At 56.7% G+C, this 15,005-nt stretch carries 12 protein-coding genes; 4 read left to right on the top strand and 8 right to left on the bottom strand.

What is annotated here, in order from left to right:
• From HMPREF1323_RS00795 to HMPREF1323_RS00805, 3 genes are all read left to right on the top strand, one after another.
• Positions 1–1,303: UDP-N-acetylmuramoyl-L-alanyl-D-glutamate--2,6-diaminopimelate ligase (locus HMPREF1323_RS00795; protein WP_009432300.1), on the top strand; the 1,303-nt coding region annotated here is incomplete at its 5' end.
• A gap of 21 nt (positions 1,304–1,324) precedes the next feature.
• On the top strand, positions 1,325–2,593 hold the full coding sequence (gene mraY / locus HMPREF1323_RS00800) for a phospho-N-acetylmuramoyl-pentapeptide-transferase (protein ID WP_009432287.1): 1,269 nt from the start codon (positions 1,325–1,327) through the stop codon (positions 2,591–2,593).
• 16 nt (positions 2,594–2,609) lie between these two features.
• Positions 2,610–3,209, top strand: coding sequence for a DUF3109 family protein (locus HMPREF1323_RS00805; RefSeq protein ID WP_009432282.1), 600 nt, complete (start codon positions 2,610–2,612; stop codon positions 3,207–3,209).
• Between the two features lie 418 nt (positions 3,210–3,627).
• Here HMPREF1323_RS00805 and HMPREF1323_RS00810 read toward each other — a convergent pair whose 3' ends face one another.
• Together HMPREF1323_RS00810 and HMPREF1323_RS00815 are read right to left on the bottom strand one after the other, a co-directional pair.
• Positions 3,628–4,266 (bottom strand): OmpH family outer membrane protein, encoded by a 639-nt coding sequence (locus HMPREF1323_RS00810; protein WP_009432302.1) that lies wholly within the window; start codon positions 4,264–4,266, stop codon positions 3,628–3,630.
• Positions 4,267–4,325: 59 nt separating this feature from the next.
• A complete protein-coding gene (locus tag HMPREF1323_RS00815) occupies positions 4,326–4,541 on the bottom strand; it encodes a hypothetical protein (RefSeq protein WP_009432268.1) in 216 nt (71 codons plus the stop codon).
• A 224-nt stretch (positions 4,542–4,765) separates the two neighbouring features.
• Here HMPREF1323_RS00815 and HMPREF1323_RS00820 point away from each other — a divergent pair, with 224 nt between their 5' ends.
• Positions 4,766–6,223 carry an aminoacyl-histidine dipeptidase gene (locus tag HMPREF1323_RS00820; protein WP_009432290.1) on the top strand — a complete coding sequence of 486 codons (1,458 nt, stop codon included), beginning with the start codon at positions 4,766–4,768 and terminating at the stop codon, positions 6,221–6,223.
• A gap of 346 nt (positions 6,224–6,569) precedes the next feature.
• Here the strand turns inward: HMPREF1323_RS00820 and HMPREF1323_RS00825 are convergent, their stop codons facing one another.
• From HMPREF1323_RS00825 to HMPREF1323_RS00850, 6 genes are read right to left on the bottom strand one after another with little or no spacing between them, the layout of a single operon-like run.
• Complete coding sequence (locus HMPREF1323_RS00825) at positions 6,570–7,034, bottom strand: hypothetical protein (protein ID WP_009432303.1); 465 nt, start codon at positions 7,032–7,034, stop codon at positions 6,570–6,572.
• A 25-nt stretch (positions 7,035–7,059) separates the two neighbouring features.
• Positions 7,060–8,904 (bottom strand): leucine-rich repeat protein, encoded by a 1,845-nt coding sequence (locus tag HMPREF1323_RS00830; RefSeq protein WP_009432285.1) that lies wholly within the window; start codon positions 8,902–8,904, stop codon positions 7,060–7,062.
• A 14-nt stretch (positions 8,905–8,918) separates the two neighbouring features.
• Complete coding sequence (locus HMPREF1323_RS00835) at positions 8,919–10,784, bottom strand: hypothetical protein (protein WP_156795161.1); 1,866 nt, start codon at positions 10,782–10,784, stop codon at positions 8,919–8,921.
• A gap of 11 nt (positions 10,785–10,795) precedes the next feature.
• A complete protein-coding gene (locus tag HMPREF1323_RS00840) occupies positions 10,796–11,836 on the bottom strand; it encodes a hypothetical protein (RefSeq protein WP_009432276.1) in 1,041 nt (346 codons plus the stop codon).
• On the bottom strand, positions 11,833–13,242 hold the full coding sequence (locus HMPREF1323_RS00845; RefSeq protein ID WP_156795162.1) for a hypothetical protein: 1,410 nt from the start codon (positions 13,240–13,242) through the stop codon (positions 11,833–11,835). The genes HMPREF1323_RS00840 and HMPREF1323_RS00845 overlap by 4 nt, the downstream gene beginning before the upstream one ends.
• Before the next feature lie 19 nt (positions 13,243–13,261).
• Positions 13,262–14,998 carry a hypothetical protein gene (locus tag HMPREF1323_RS00850; RefSeq protein WP_009432296.1) on the bottom strand — a complete coding sequence of 579 codons (1,737 nt, stop codon included), beginning with the start codon at positions 14,996–14,998 and terminating at the stop codon, positions 13,262–13,264.
• Positions 14,999–15,005: the final 7 nt, after the last annotated feature.

Raw genomic sequence — 15,005 nt, forward strand, 5'->3', positions numbered from 1 at the left:
CCCCGCCGCTATCGAGGCGGGTGCACGTGCCGTCCTCGTCGAGACGCTCCCCGAGGAGCAGCGTGCGGACGTCGCTTATATCGTCGTCGGCTCTACGGCCGAGGTGCTCGGGCTCACCAGCTCGGCGCTCCACGGCCACCCCTCTCAGGCGATGCAAGTTGTCGGTGTCACGGGGACGAATGGCAAGACGACTATCGCCACGCTCCTCTTCCGCCTCTTCCGTGCGGCGGGCTATCGCTGTGGCCTCTTGAGTACGGTGTGCAACTACATTGAGGACGAAGCCGTCCCCGCTACGCACACCACGCCCTCGGCCCCCGAGCTACAGGCGCTCCTCTCGCGTATGCAGGCAGCGGGCTGTACGCACGTCTTCATGGAGGTCAGCTCCCACGCTATGGCGCAGCATCGTGCCGCTGGGGTGCACTTCCGTGGCGGTATCTTCACGAACCTCACGCGCGACCACCTCGACTATCACGGCACGGTGCAGGAGTATCTCCGTGCTAAGAAGAGCTTCTTCGATGGGCTCGATAAGGATGCCTTTGCGCTGACGAATGCCGATGACAAGAACGGGGCCGTGATGCTACAGAATACCCGTGCGCATCAGTATAGCTATGCACTGCGTGCGGCAGCCGACTACCGTGCTGAGATCCTCGAGCTCTATCCCTACGGCACGCAGCTGCGTATCGCAGGTGTCGAGGTGCTGGTGCGACTCGTCGGCGAATTCAATGTCTACAACCTCCTCGCCGTATATGCGGCAGCGACCCTCCTCGGTATGTCGAAGGAAGAGGCTCTGCGCCGCCTGAGCGAGCTCACCGCTGTCGACGGGCGCTTCCAGAGCTTCATCTCCGAGAAACGTGGCTATATCGCTGTCGTCGACTATGCGCATACTCCCGATGCCCTCATCAATGTGCTGGAGACGCTCTCGAGTCTTCGCTCAAAGGGCGCGAAGATCATCTGCGTCGTCGGCTGTGGTGGCGACCGTGACCGCGGTAAGCGCCCGATTATGGCGCACGAGGCGGCAGTCCGTGCTGACCGCGTCATCCTCACCTCCGACAATCCCCGCAGCGAAGATCCCGTAGCGATCATCGAGGAGATGCGTGCTGGCCTAAGCCCCGAAGAGCTGAGCCGCACGCTCTCTATTACCGACCGTGCCGAGGCTATTCGCACGGCTACGATGCTGGCCTCTGCAGGCGACTTGATCCTCGTCGCAGGCAAGGGCCACGAGACTTATCAGGAGATCGCAGGTGTGCGTCATCACTTCGATGACCGCGAGATCATCCTCGAGCAGTTCGCTCACGAAGCTTAGTATTTCACTCTACACAAGATTATGATTTATCACCTTTTTGAGTACTTGACCCGTCAGGGTATTGCCTTACCTTTCTCACGTCTCTTCACCTACGTCTCCTTCCGTGTGGGCTTAGCGCTCATCGTGGCGCTCCTGATCAGCACGATCTGGGGGAGCAAGGTCATTGACTTCCTCCGCCGCAAGCAGATCGGCGAGCTGGTGCGTGACCTCGGTCTCGAAGGCGAGCAGACGAAGAAGGGCACCCCCACGATGGGGGGTATCATCATCATCATGGCGATCCTGGTGCCTACGCTCCTCTTTGCGCGACTGGACAATATCTACGTCATCCTGATGATCGTCACGACGCTCTTGATGGGGCTTCTGGGCTTTGCTGATGACTATATCAAGGTATTCAAGAAGGATAAGAACGGGCTCAAGGAGCACTACAAGATCATCGGGCAGGTCTTCCTCGGCCTCATCGTCGGGGTGACGCTCTACCTCAGCCCCTCGGTCGTCATCAAGCGCAATAGTGAGATCGTCCGTGAGGGCGGTGTGCGAGAGATTCGCTTCGAGACCACCGATACCAAGAGCCTCGAGACCTCTATCCCCTTCCTCAAGGCCAATAACCTCGATTACTCTGAGATCCTTCCCATTTCTGATCCAGGGGTGAAGAAGATCGTCGGGGTGACCATCTTCATCATGATGACGGTCGTCGTCGTTATGCTCCTCTCCAATGGTGTGAACCTCACCGACGGTGTCGATGGCTTGGCCTCGGGTTCGTCGGCTATTGTCGGCGTGGTGCTGGGGGTCTTTGCCTACGTCTCCTCGCACCACGATATGGCGGGCTATCTGAATACGATGTTTATCCCAGGGGCCGAAGAGTTGGTTATCTTCGCCGCTACGCTCGTCGGAGCGACGGCAGGCTTCCTCTGGTACAACTCCTATCCCGCACAGGTCTTCATGGGCGACACAGGTAGTCTGGCGCTCGGTGGTATCATCGGGGTCTTCGCTATCCTCATCCGTAAGGAGCTTCTCCTGCCCATCCTCTGCGGTATCTTCATCGCCGAATTTACCTCTTCCTTCATCCAGCGCTTCTACTTCAAGTACACCCGTATGCGTATAGGCAAGGGCGTGCGCGTCTTCAAGATGGCGCCTCTGCACCACCACTTCCAGCTCCCTGGTGGGGCGGCTACGGATAGTATCCTGAAGCGTCCTATCGCTAAGATCCCCGAGGCTAAGCTGACGATGCGCTTCTGGCTCATCGGCATTCTGCTGGCTGTGGTGACCATCGTCACGCTGAAGATCCGATAATAGGAGGGCCTGCCGAGTGATCCAAATAGAAGATAAGATCGTCAGTCAAGACCTCTTCGACGTACTCTTCGTCTGCGACTACGACACCTGCAAGGGGGAGTGCTGCGTCGAAGGCGATAGCGGTGCGCCGCTGGAGGAGGGCGAAGCAGAGCAGCTTCGCCAGTGCCTGCCCCACGTGCGTCACCTTCTCTCCCCTGCAGCCCTCAAGATCATCGAGGAGCAGGGCGTCAGCTACCTCGATGAAGATGGCGATGAGGTGACCTCTATCGTGAATGGGCGTGACTGCGTCTTCACCACCTACGACGAGCAGGGACGCTGTGCCTGCGCTCTTGAGAAGGTCTATGGCGAAGGGAAGACGGACTTCATCAAGCCCATCAGCTGTCAGCTCTATCCCGTGCGCCTGACGAAGTACCCCACCTTCACGGCGGTGAACTACCACAAGTGGTCGATCTGCAAGTGCGCGCTCAAGCTCGGGCGTAAGCTCCAGGTGCCCGTCTATCAGTTCCTGCGTGCACCGCTCGTCCGCGCCTTCGGCGAAGAGTTCTACACGCAGCTGGAGGAGGTCGCAGCCCTCTTGAAGGCCGAGCGCGAAGAGGCGGAAGCGAGCCAGAACTAAGCTTCTCCCTCGCACCACCAAATACATACCCATACGCATCGCCCCGTGATCCACTCTTCGGATCACGGGGCGATGTCTTTGTTTTTGGGGGCGTGTGCGAGTGTTTCTACACGGCCTGGATAGCTTCCTCCTCTGATACCTGTTGTTCCCTTCTTATTATAGAGGGGCTGCTACGAACCTATATAGGTCACTGCTTCGACCAATATAGCTCCGCGTGACGATCTATATAGCTCCGCGTGACGATCTATATAGCTTCGCATCGTGACCAATATAGGTCAGCTCATCGACCTATATAGGAATAGGCCACCATCCTATATAGGGTGGGGGAGTAGGTCCAAATAATAAGGGGGAGCAGCATCGTGCTGCTCCCCCTCTATGCGGTGTACCTTGGGGCGATGAAAAGCCCACAGGGTGGATACTACTTCTTAGCCGTAGAATCCGTCTTAGCCTGGACGCCTTCGCCAGCGTTGTAGTGCTCGTTGAGGTACTTGATGAAGTCCTCGGTGATGTCGAGCGCGTCTTCTGCGTAGAGGATGTTGTCGCCGACCTTGGTGAGGATGAGCTTGTAGCGGCCATCCTTGTTGTAGTCCTTGAGCTGCTCGCGGATCGACTTCATCATATCCTCGAGGAGGGACTGCTGCTTGAGGGCAAGCTTTTCGGAGAGCTCAGCGCTGAGAGCCTGACCTTCCTGCTGCATGCGGATGAGCTTCTGCTGCTCAGCCTGCTGGGCTTCTGCAGAGACGAAAGCGTTGATGCGCATACGGCGCTCGAAGTCGGCTGCAGCCTTCTGGATAGCAGCGCTCTTACCCTGAAGACGGGTCTGGTGAGCGGCAGCATCCTTCTCAAGAGCTTCCTTGATTTCCTGTGCGAACTTATACTGTGAGGTGACACTGTCCATGTTCACAAGAGCAATGGGCAGGCCAGTAGCTTGTACTTCAACGGGAGTGGTGGGGGTAGACTTCTGCTCGGCCTTGTTCCCTCCACAGGAGGAGAGGCAGAGGGAGCTGGTGAGTGCGATGGCGAGTGTGCCGAGGCTTACGAAACCTTTCTTTGTCATAGGTAGATTATGATTTGTAATGGATATGCGGGGTGGATAGTGAGGGCTATAGAGGTCGCTTACCCCTCGTCAGCGGCGAGGCGCTCAGCCAGAGTCTTGTGGCGCTGGGCGTCCTTGTGCTGTGACGTGTGGCACGAAATACCACGCTGCTGCATAGCACGGTTGCCCCCAACGTGTGTGCTGGGGAAGCGCCCGTTCTTCTTGAAGATCACCCCGATAGAGAGGAGGAAGACCACGAGCCCCATAGCGAGGAGTGAGATGAGGAATAGTGACATACTACTCTTTGTCTTTGCCTTTAGAGAGAATGAAAAGCATGACTGCACCGACGAAGAGTACTATCGAAAGGAGTGCCATGCTTGTTTTTTATCGTTATATTTGTTGGGAGCAAAGGTACAAGTTTTCGCTGATTAAGGCCTTAAGTGTACTACGAGGGGTACGGAAAAGTGCTGCTTGTCGCCCTGCCAACACATTTACCTATACGTAAACATCAAGTAAAGCAATGGAAATTACAGAGCTGAACCCCAAGATTGTCTGGAAGTACTTCCATGAGATCACACAAGTCCCCCGCCCCTCGAAGAAGGAAGAGAAGATCATCGCTTACCTCGAGAAGTTCGCTAAGGACCACGGTATTGAGTACAAGAAGGATAAGGTGGGCAACATCGTCATGTGCAAGCCTGCTACCCCTGGCTACGAAGACCGTGTCAAGCTCATCCTGCAGAGTCACGTCGACATGGTATGCGAGAAGAACGCTGGTACCGTGCACGACTTCGACAACGACCCCATCCGTACCATCATCGATGGCGAATGGCTCCATGCTGACGGCACCACCCTCGGTGCTGACAACGGGATCGGCTGTGCTGCACAGCTCGCCGTCCTCGCCTCGGACGACATCGAACACGGGCCTATCGAAGCCCTCTTCACCATCGACGAAGAGACCGGTATGACCGGTGCCTTCGCCCTCCAGCCAGGCTTCCTCACCGGTAAGATCCTCATCAACCTCGACAGCGAGGACGAAGGTGAGCTCTTCATCGGCTGCGCCGGCGGTAAGGGTATCGTCGCTACCTTCAAGCCCGAGTACAAGGCTGCCCCTCAGGATCTTGTATGGCTCCGTGCCTCCGTCTCTGGCCTCAAGGGCGGTCACTCTGGTGGTGAGATCCACGTCGGTCTCGGTAACGCTAATAAGCTCCTCACGCGCTACCTCTACGCTCTTGAGAAGAACCTCGACTGGTGCCTCGCTGAGATCGGTGGCGGTAACCTCCACAACGCTATCCCCCGCGAAGCTCACGCGCTCATCGGTGTCAAGCCCGCTGACAAGGCTAAGGCTGAGGAACTCCTCCGCGAGCTCGATGCTGCTGTACGCAATGAGCTCAAGGCCGTTGACCCCAAGGTCCGCCTCGATATCGAAGACGCTGCTGCTCCTGCACAGGTCATCGACTGCAAGACGAAGTCTGCTCTCGTACGTGCGCTCTATGCTTGCCCTCACGGTGTACTCGGTATGAGCCACGAGCTGGAAAATCTGGTAGAGACGTCGAATAACCTCGCTTCTATCAAGCAGCGTGACGGCGTGATCCTCGTCGAGACCAGCCAGCGTAGCTCCACGACGAGCCTGCGCGACAGCGCTTCGGAGATGGTAGCCTCTGTCTTCGAGCTCGCTGGTGCTGATGTCAAGGTCACCGACTCTTACCCAGGCTGGAAGCCCAACCCAGACTCTGCTATCCTGAAGGCTTCGGCTGATGCTTATCGCAAGCTCTTCGGCAAGGAAGCAGCTGTCAAGGCTATCCACGCTGGTCTCGAGTGCGGTCTGATCCTCGATGTCTATCCCGACCTTGATATGGTATCCTTCGGTCCTACGCTCCGTGACGTACACTCACCCGCTGAGCGTATCGAGATCAAGACGGTAGACCTCTGGTGGCGTCACCTCCTGCAGGTCCTCAAGGAAATCCCTGCAGCTAAGTAGTCGTCTCTGATACTAAGCCCAATCAAGCAGGCTCCCCCTGTGCGAAGCTTTCGCACAGGGGGAGCTTTTGTTTTTATATATGGTGAAGTTCACTCCCTCTCGAAGCGTAGAGCATAAGGGTATAGAGAAGGGGAGTGCGAACCACTACTACTTCGAGGCGCGAACCAGTAGTGGTTCAAGTGCGAATGACTACTGGTCTGTACTGCGGATCACTATTGCTCCACGATTCTCAAGTCACTGCCTCGCCTCACGACGCTTTAGTGATAGCCCGCTTACCAGCATAAAAGTAGCGCCCCACTTCCCTCTGCGGGAGGTGGGGCGCCATCATATAGAGGGAGGGCTGAAACTATGCCTTGCGGTGGAAGATATATCCCTTCAGCGGTTGGGGGGAGAAGGACGGCGTCTTGCTCTCTGGGTCGATGGTGACTGATGCCGTGGTGAAGTTAGCCACGAGCTTAGTCGAGCTGATTTCCGCGCGGAAGTCCTTCAAGAGGATCGCTTCGCCGAAGGGGGTGGTATGGATGATGTCGGTGATGTAGAGCGTCTGCCCCTCGAGGCGATAGGAGGTCGTGTAGCTCATCGTGCGAGGGCTCCCCGAGGGCGTGAGGGAGAAGCGCACTTCGCTGTCACTGACGAAGTCGAGGAGCATCGTCCCCGTCCCCTCAGTCCATAGAGAGCTGGCGAGGCCGCTGGACTTGGGCTCCTGAGGACTACCCTTGCTACAGCTCTGTAGGCCACAGACGAGGATGAGTAAGAGTAAAAGGAGTGGGGTGAGATACCACTGACGCTTGGGGAAGGAGTAGCGTGCCATAGTAGATAAGCGATAGATGGTGGGACTAATGAGCAGCCTCCACGATGTCGAAGAAGAACGGTGCGTAGCCTGCCTTGACGTACGCTGACTTGCACCCATGTGGGACGATGAGACGCTCGATGCGCCCCTGCTTTGTCGTACGGAAGAAAGCCATAGAGCCCAGTATCGGAGGGGTCTTCCCGAGAGCCCGAACGGTCTCCAGCGATCCGCATAGGGCGAAGGCCTGATCATCGATGCGCTGAAGGCTCTCTGGAAGCGTGATCTCAGGGAGGCTGCTGGCGTAGAAGGCTAGCGGGCCGATGGTGCGTAAGCGCTGGGGGAGTGTGACGGACTCCTGGATCTGTGCGGAGAAGAAGGCTGCTTCGCCTATGCTCCGAAGTGTAGAGGGGAGGAGGAGCTGCTTGATATTGAGCGCCGTCCTCAGGTCGATCTGCTGATTGATGATGAAGTAGCCATAGGCTCCAGCGGCCAGTGCGCGTGCTCCGAGCGTCTCGAGCCCCTCAGGCAGGCGGAGTGTCTTGGCCTGGATCGTGGAGAGAGGTCCCTTATCCTGATTGGGGTGCTGGATGAAGAAGGTGCTACTGAGTGTGGTGATGGCTGAGGGCCCAGCAAAGGTGATATCATCGAAGCGCCCGGTAAGGGTGACGGCCTTCAGCGATCGGGGGAGGGTAAGCGGACTACTGAGCTCCAGGAGTGCCCGTAGCTCCTCGAGGCCTTCGGGGAGTACAAGCTCATCCTTTACAGAGGAGATCTTCAGATCATCCTCCCCGCCTCTCAGCTCCACGAAGAGCTTCGGCTGATTGCAGTAGAGTTGCTTGAGGCTTTTGGGGAGGTGGAGTTGCTCCGTAGCGAACTCTCCGAGCTCGATCTTCTCATAGCCTTCGGGCAGGGTGAGACTTGTGTAGATGAAGTTGAGCCCGAAGCTGATAAGTCCCTTTAGCCTGCGAGGTAAGGTCAGCGCCTTGATCGTGAGACCTGATGCGAAGGCCGAGGGGAGGATATCGTCTTCTACAGCTACTGGGGTAGGCTCGGGGTCACTGAAGAAGCGCTTCTTAGGGAGGACAGTGCGACCGCCACTGACGATGCGTGTATCGGAGAGATCGAGGGCGTCAATGCGGGCATTCTGCTCGCTGAAGAAGAGTAGGTCGGAGCCATTGATCGGGCCATGGACGATGATCTTGGAGAAGTAGGGCATCTCCTTAGCGACCATGGGTAGAAGCCCTGGGACCTTCTGTGTAAGCTCCAGCACTCCATCCGTGTAGGTGTAGGTAGGGGCTGCGTGGTGGCGTACTGTCACAGCTACCGAGTCCTCAGAGAAGAAGCCTGAGAGGGGATTGCCCAGGCGTACATAGACGGTCGTCTCACCATCAGTGAGGCCGCGTACCCGCCCCTCGCTATCGACTGAGGCGATGGAGGGATCGGCGACACTCCATGAGAGTGCCTCTGTAGGCTTGTAGTCTTCGGGGAGGAAGCGGTAGGGGAGCGTGTAGGTCTCGAGGGGATTGATCGTGATCGAGCGATCACGCAGGTAGACCCCAGAGGAGATGAGGGTGAAGTGGCGGCTGGCTCGCACGCGCTTGCCCCCTGACTGGAGTGAGGTCACGAGGACCGTAAGCTCGCCCTTGCGGAGGGGCTTCAGTACGCCCCCGTACTGGATGGATGCGATGCTGGCGTCGGAGACACTCCATGAGAGACGTGGGGACTCGACTCGAGGTGTAGAGGTGACCGAGAGGTGGTACTCCCTACCCGTATAGAGGGTGTCGGAGCCTAAGGAGGCTATCGTGAGCGTCTCGATGGCAGGATCCTCCTGTGAGCAGGAGAGGAGGGAGAGGATGGCGAGGAGCGCCGTGATGGCGATGCGGTAGTTCATCGTGCTGAGCGTGCTTAGTGCGTCTGACGGATGGTGAAGATGATGGGGGATAGACCTTCGCCCGTCGGGGGGATAAGGCGTATCTGGGTGCTGCGATCAGCTCCACTCGTATTCTTATCCAAGTAGAAGGCGATCGAGCTGACATAGCCCGTCTCGGGATCTATCCCGAGCTCTGCCTGGATCCAGCCACTGCGCGCCTGAGGCTTGGTGATCTGGATCTGCTCCTGTGAGAGATTGGTGGTGAGGGCAATCGTGGCGACGACCATCTTGCTGCTCTCATCGTCGGGGAGCGCTGCCAGATCAAGAGTGGTGTCTTCGCTGGTGGCGAACTCATATACTCCCGTGAAGGGTGCTTGCTCACAAGTGAACTGCAGAGGAGCTAGCTTCGGTCCTATATATTCGCTTCCTACATACGTGCCAAAGGTGGCGGTGATGGAGAAGCGTCGGATGGTGCGTAGCGGGTTAGCTGTGACACGTATTCCCTTGAAATTCGTTAGATCGGGGTAGTGGATAGTCGAGCCCTCGGGTACAGGGAGTTCCGCTCCCCAAGAGCGCTCGGGGAGGGTGACGAAGGTTGGGCGAGTCCACTCGATATCATCAAAGTGAAGATTCGTCCGGTAGCTGAGGGCAAACTCAGATGCTTCAGCTGGGAGGGTGATACGCTCCTCGCTCTTGCCATGCTGGCTGTGGAGATAGAGATGGCGCTTGTGGTTGGGTAGCTGGAGGAATCCCCAAAGCTTCTGATCGTTCGCATCATTGGTGATACAGTAGACGAGGCTGAAGCCCTTGCTCATCAGGAGTGAGAGATCGAGGAAGTCCGCACTCGTCGTGGTCTGCCCCGTGAGGGTGACTCCGCCGGGGCTCTTGATGAGTCGGAAGTACCGCTGGAGCGCTGGACGCTCCATCTGCTCATCCTGCGTATTGACGGCGTATTGCCAGAAGGGACTACGATACTTCTCTCGGTAGTCTGGCGTCACCTCGCCATCGCCATTCCGCTCTATCTGACCCTCGAGGTTGTGACTGTCGACATAGACAGTGAGGTGGAGCTTGCTCAGCGGTAGATCGGTCTTCAGCGGAATAGAGATCTGCTGGGGAAGCATCCCAAGGCTTGTGAACATCTGCTCAGGGTGCGCAAACGAGACGGTAGAGTGTCCCAGCTGGAGGTAGTCAAAGGAGATCTTTTGGTCTGCGAATTGAGCATCAGCAAGCGTGATGCGTACTCGGCGCTGTGCCATACTCGTCGGGATAGCATCTGCACGGAGGCTGATACCCCAGCTATCCTCGGTCTTGATGATCTGTAAGTCGTGCACCCAATCGCTCGAGCCCTCTCCGTAGTCATAGCTTATGCGTAGCTGGTCTCTGGAGAGGTTGGTGCGGAAGAGTATGGGGTCGGTATGCGCCCCTCCAGTGGCGGAAAGAGGTATCGTGTAGATCTTCTCTTTGTTGCTATAGTATGTGCTTAAGGGGAAGCCCAAGACCGGGATATAGGGGAAGAGATACCTATCGGTAGCCAGCGACTCATCGGCCTCCTGACGGATCGTGATACGGCGAGCAGCCTGGCGTCCTCCTCGCTCGATGATCTGGAGGATGAGCTCTGCTTGGCGGGCGAAGGGCGTACTATTGCGAGCTGCATAGACGAGGAGCTGACCACGACGAAGCTCTGTCTCGATCCAGTCCTCTGCCTCGGTGATCTGTAAGCGCTCATCGGTGACCGAGGAGGAAAAGGGTATATATAACGTATCCCCTGTACTGCGAGCGGTGAGCTCCAGGCCTTTGCCTCCATCATTGAGGTCAAGCTGCGGCGTCTCCGCTGTACTACGACAGGTGGAGAGGAGAAGTATTGAGAGGAGGGTGAGGAGGTAGGCTTTGACTTTCATCATCATGTGTGTAGCTACTTGGACTTGACCTTGTGTAGGGTAATGTAAGCCGAGATCATCCCTGGCTCAGAGATATGGACGAGGGTAGACTCCTCTTCGGCACGTACGAGTTCCATGATCAGGGTGACGTCGTGCCGCGCATAGGTCGTGGCTATCGGGGGGATCACGTCGATCTCGAAGGTGCCAGCATAGTGGTCGGTATCTCCTCGGAAGGGGAAGAGTGGGAAGGTGAGGAGGACCTTGCTCCCAGCGACACGCCATGTTCCCTTATAGATATTGATCCCATACTGTAGGACGGGGAGTGAGCTCAGCAGTACCTGACCGTTGCTCTGGAAGCTAAGTTGGTAGCGCGAGAGGAGTGGATAGACATTATATAGGGCGTCATCGATATAGAGGACACGCTTCCAAGTCTCAAGATCGACGCGATAGGAGCCGAGGATGGTACGATAGTCTATTGGGGCTTGGCTAATCGGATTGCGTTCGCTCCAGGATGGGTCGATGACATCGGTTTCCTTGCTCCAGTAGTCATCTTGAGCCCCCTTACCCGTCATCAGCGCCGAGAAGCTGTAGTCGGGATTGACAAAGAAGGCCTCCATGGTGAGCATATTATTCAATAGGTTGAAGCGACGAATCTTCATCCGATACTCCAGATCTCCGCCGATGGGAGAGCCGACTCGTACAAGGAGCTCTTCGGGGGCCTTGGGGTCCAGAGCCCAGGTGCCTGTGTAGTAGAAGATCGTGCTCCCAAACTCCTCGATGACATAGGTGGCATAGACTTGCCCTGTCTTAGAGAGATAGAGGGAGTTGAGATGCTTGCCTGCTACGTTGAGTATGGGTCGGGCTGCAGCGGATAGGTTCCCGAGACTTTGTGGGAGGATCACCTCTTGCTTCTCGTGGTCGATCTTCCACGTCACGCCGATTAGCTTCTCCAGGGTGAGTGAAGAGGGGAACTGGATGCGACTCTTCTGTCCCGAGGGATCGGTCGGGAGATCATTGGTGCAGGCGGTGATGAGCGCAAGGAGTAGCGCAAGGAGGTAGGGGCGTCTGCTTATCATCGGGGCTGAGGTGTGAGGGTGATCTTCTTGAAGTCGGCGACATAGCCACTTTGTAGGGCTACGGAGAAGGCTGGCGTGGCGAGGCCTGTGGTGACATCGTAGGTATAGTATCCGTTGTAGGGAGCTTCGCTACTTGTACGGACATAGCGCAGATAGAGGCGCCCGTCGATGACCGTCCCGATATTCACACCTTGGCGGAAGGCCGAAGAGGGGCGTAGTGACGCTATTGGCTCTGCTTGGCGTGTCGCCAGATCGATGGTGTAGTACTGCCATTCGTCTTGGGGGATCTCGCTTCTGATAGCTGATAGCTGGTGGGCAGAGACCATCGTTAGGAGTTTGCCTTGGTAGACATAGATCCCGTTGAATCGTGCGGGGTAGCTGAGGCCAAGATCCGAGATCTTTACCTGCCAGTCGGGGTCTACTTCATGTCTACCATGGCGGATACGATAGATGAGAGAGTTCTGATAGAAGCCGAGGAGGTCACCTCCTTGGGCGAGGAGGTAGAGGTCGCCAGCTTCGTCATGGGCATACTGCAGGAGCTCGGAGGGAGTGCCGAGACGTCCTGTATTCGGTAGGTAAGAGAGCGAGAGGAGGCGGCCTCCGTTCTTAGCTTTGTAGGCTACGAGGTAGCAGTCTCGAGAGAGGTTGGTATGGGCATCGGACTGGAGCTCAGCATCCATGATCAGTGTCCCTTCGTGCAGTACCATGAGTTTCATCCCCAGGACGAGGCGGGGTAGCTGCTGGCCTGATAGAGCAGGTGTCTTCTCGAGGATGAACTGGCGGATACGCTCCTTGTCGGCTTCGGAGATGAGGATCTTTGCTGGGAGCTTCGCCATCGTCTTGGGGTCGAAAGTCGTCACCTCTATGATACGGTCTATAACTGGAGGTTGGATCAGGAAGCCGAGCTGCTCCCCGATGGCGAAGTTTTTCTCCGCTTGACTAAAGCCGTCGGCATCACTCTCGAGGTAGGCTCGCTCGCCGATAGCTTGAGCTGAGGGTGAGAATGTGAGGCGTACGGGATTATTGATGAGGAGATCTCCTTGGGCATGGTTGTTCACCGCATTGGAGTAGCGGTAGATCTGGCCATGAGCCTCCAGCAGGCCACCGCCATCCGAGCCAAAGCGCCCGAAGAGGGTATTCCTCTCAAGGATATTGTTGACTCCATCGGAGGTGGGGAGGTGGTCGAAGTAAGAGATATAGCTCTCCTTGTAGCTGAGCCCCTTCATCGGACCCGCAGGGATCGTCGTACTCTTGTAGGTCATCAGCACATAGCGGTCAGCTCCGAGCGTCTCCTCAGTCTCAGACGGGGTGGACGTGGTGTGAGGCACCTCTTCCTTGCGGCAGCCTCCGAGGAGGAGAGAGAAGGCGAGTAGCGAGAGTGCTGTGTAGCGAGATAGCTTATTCATAGGGAAGTGCATCGGCGGATTATTCTTGCTGGCCAGCGGAAGCATAGTAGATGCGTAGGCCCTCGGGGGCGTTCTTGACGACACAGCCTGGATTGACGGTGATGGAGCTGGCGTTGATATTGGCTTTGGTGAGGTGACCAAAGTCGAGGTAGTCTATTGGGATCGTGCGTGAAGCGGGGCCGACAAGACCTTGGAAGTAGACTAAGCCCTTGAAGCCACGCCATTGCTCGCCACTGAAGTCGAGTATATTAAAGACAAACCAGATCTCTCGCTCATCGGGGTGGGGGAGGTACTTGCTCGGAGGGAGGCTTACCGCCAGCCCATAGACCGAGGCGAACTGACTGCGTAGGTATTCGTGATCCAGTGATGTATGGACAAGAGCCCGAGAGTTGTAGTTACGAAGAGTGAGGTTGCCCTTCTTCTTGGCTGAAAGGGGGACGTTGATTTGTCCGACTTCCTCAACTTCCACATCGAAGGCGAAGGTGTGGGAGAGACTGGGTGCCGTGAGTGTCTCCGTCGCGCCTGAGAAGAGAACTTGCTGGAGCTGGGGAGTGGTACTTGAATTAAGGGGCGAAAGGTCAATCTCTGGGGCATAGAGGTGGAGCAACTCGACCTTCTTGAGTGCGGGACATCCTGATAAGCTAAAATGTACATTACGCCCCCAACTACTACGTGCTACAGCTCCCTTCTTAGGACGTATGCCGATGGATAGCTCTTGGAGAGCAGGGAGCTTGAGCTTGTCAAAGGAGGCTCGGTCGAAGTCTTGACGCTCAGCAAAGGTGACTTGTAGTCTCTGTAACTGGGGAAGCTGATTGCTGAGCTGTGTGATGAAGGTGTTGTCAAAGGGGAGGGGACGATAGCGCAGCCCATCAGCACCGTAGACGTCACCTGCCTCCACCGTGATAGATAGGGATGTGATGCTCGGACTGACCTTGCCGAGGAGGTCAATATCTCGCAGGCGGACATCCTCGAGATAGAGCGAGGTCGCCTGCTCTACGCCGAGGCTGGAGAGGCTGGAGAAGTAGCTCTTGCTGACGATGAGCTTGAAGCGGGATTCGGGGTGCTGACGTATGGTGAGGTTGGGCGTCCCTGTGACCTGAATCTCTCGGAGCTTAGCGCAGTCGGTGGCATCGACGATGAGTCCATCCTTAGCCCCCTTGATCTGGAGTCTACGCAAATCTTTCAGGCCACGCAGGTCGAGACGCTCCAGTTGTCCCGCTGAGATCTCCAGTGAGGTCGTTTGAGGGTAGGCTGAGAGGTTATAGAGCTCACTCATGTCTCGAGGTACATAGTCCATACCCTCGGGCTGAGAGTAGTTGCCATCCTCAAGGGTGAGGAGGACCAGGCTCGGATCATCTTCGTAGGAGGAGAGATAGCCATGCTCGAGGAAGTAGGCGATACGCTTCTTTCCATTGAGATACCTCTTGCGATGCTTAGAATCATAGAGGTAGATCAGGTGGGCATCAGCGAATTTCTCAGCTTTGTCTAACACGCTTTGTAGCGAGTCGCGGACCACCTTGTCACTAAGTAGCTCCAGCTCTTGGCGAGCTAAATCGAAGGCCAGCTGGCGAATGTAGGCGTTGGCTCGGCTTTGGATCTCCGCTTGATTCATGTGGAGCCGTCCACCGGCCTCTGGACTTATCTGCCGCTCATCACGAGGCAGAGGCTCGTAGGAGCGGTGGCAAGCGGAGAGGCATAAGAGGGCGCCTAAGAGAAGGAGATAGCTTGCGTAGCGATTGATGATCTTGTCCATCATAGACGAG

The organism is Porphyromonas sp. oral taxon 279 str. F0450 (assembly GCF_000292995.1).
Lineage (GTDB): Bacteria > Bacteroidota > Bacteroidia > Bacteroidales > Porphyromonadaceae > Porphyromonas > Porphyromonas pasteri.

Excerpts from the sequence above, each read along its gene's own strand:
- mraY (WP_009432287.1), top strand. The coding sequence starts at position 1,325 with ATGATTTATCACCTTTTTGAGTACTTGACCCGTCAGGGTATTGCCTTA.
- HMPREF1323_RS00810 (WP_009432302.1), bottom strand. The coding sequence starts at position 4,266 with ATGACAAAGAAAGGTTTCGTAAGCCTCGGCACACTCGCCATCGCACTC.
- HMPREF1323_RS00815 (WP_009432268.1), bottom strand. The coding sequence starts at position 4,541 with ATGTCACTATTCCTCATCTCACTCCTCGCTATGGGGCTCGTGGTCTTC.
- HMPREF1323_RS00820 (WP_009432290.1), top strand. The coding sequence starts at position 4,766 with ATGGAAATTACAGAGCTGAACCCCAAGATTGTCTGGAAGTACTTCCAT.
- HMPREF1323_RS00825 (WP_009432303.1), bottom strand. The coding sequence starts at position 7,034 with ATGGCACGCTACTCCTTCCCCAAGCGTCAGTGGTATCTCACCCCACTC.
- HMPREF1323_RS00830 (WP_009432285.1), bottom strand. The coding sequence starts at position 8,904 with ATGAACTACCGCATCGCCATCACGGCGCTCCTCGCCATCCTCTCCCTC.
- HMPREF1323_RS00835 (WP_156795161.1), bottom strand. The coding sequence starts at position 10,784 with ATGATGAAAGTCAAAGCCTACCTCCTCACCCTCCTCTCAATACTTCTC.
- HMPREF1323_RS00840 (WP_009432276.1), bottom strand. The coding sequence starts at position 11,836 with ATGATAAGCAGACGCCCCTACCTCCTTGCGCTACTCCTTGCGCTCATC.
- HMPREF1323_RS00845 (WP_156795162.1), bottom strand. The coding sequence starts at position 13,242 with ATGAATAAGCTATCTCGCTACACAGCACTCTCGCTACTCGCCTTCTCT.
- HMPREF1323_RS00850 (WP_009432296.1), bottom strand. The coding sequence starts at position 14,998 with ATGATGGACAAGATCATCAATCGCTACGCAAGCTATCTCCTTCTCTTA.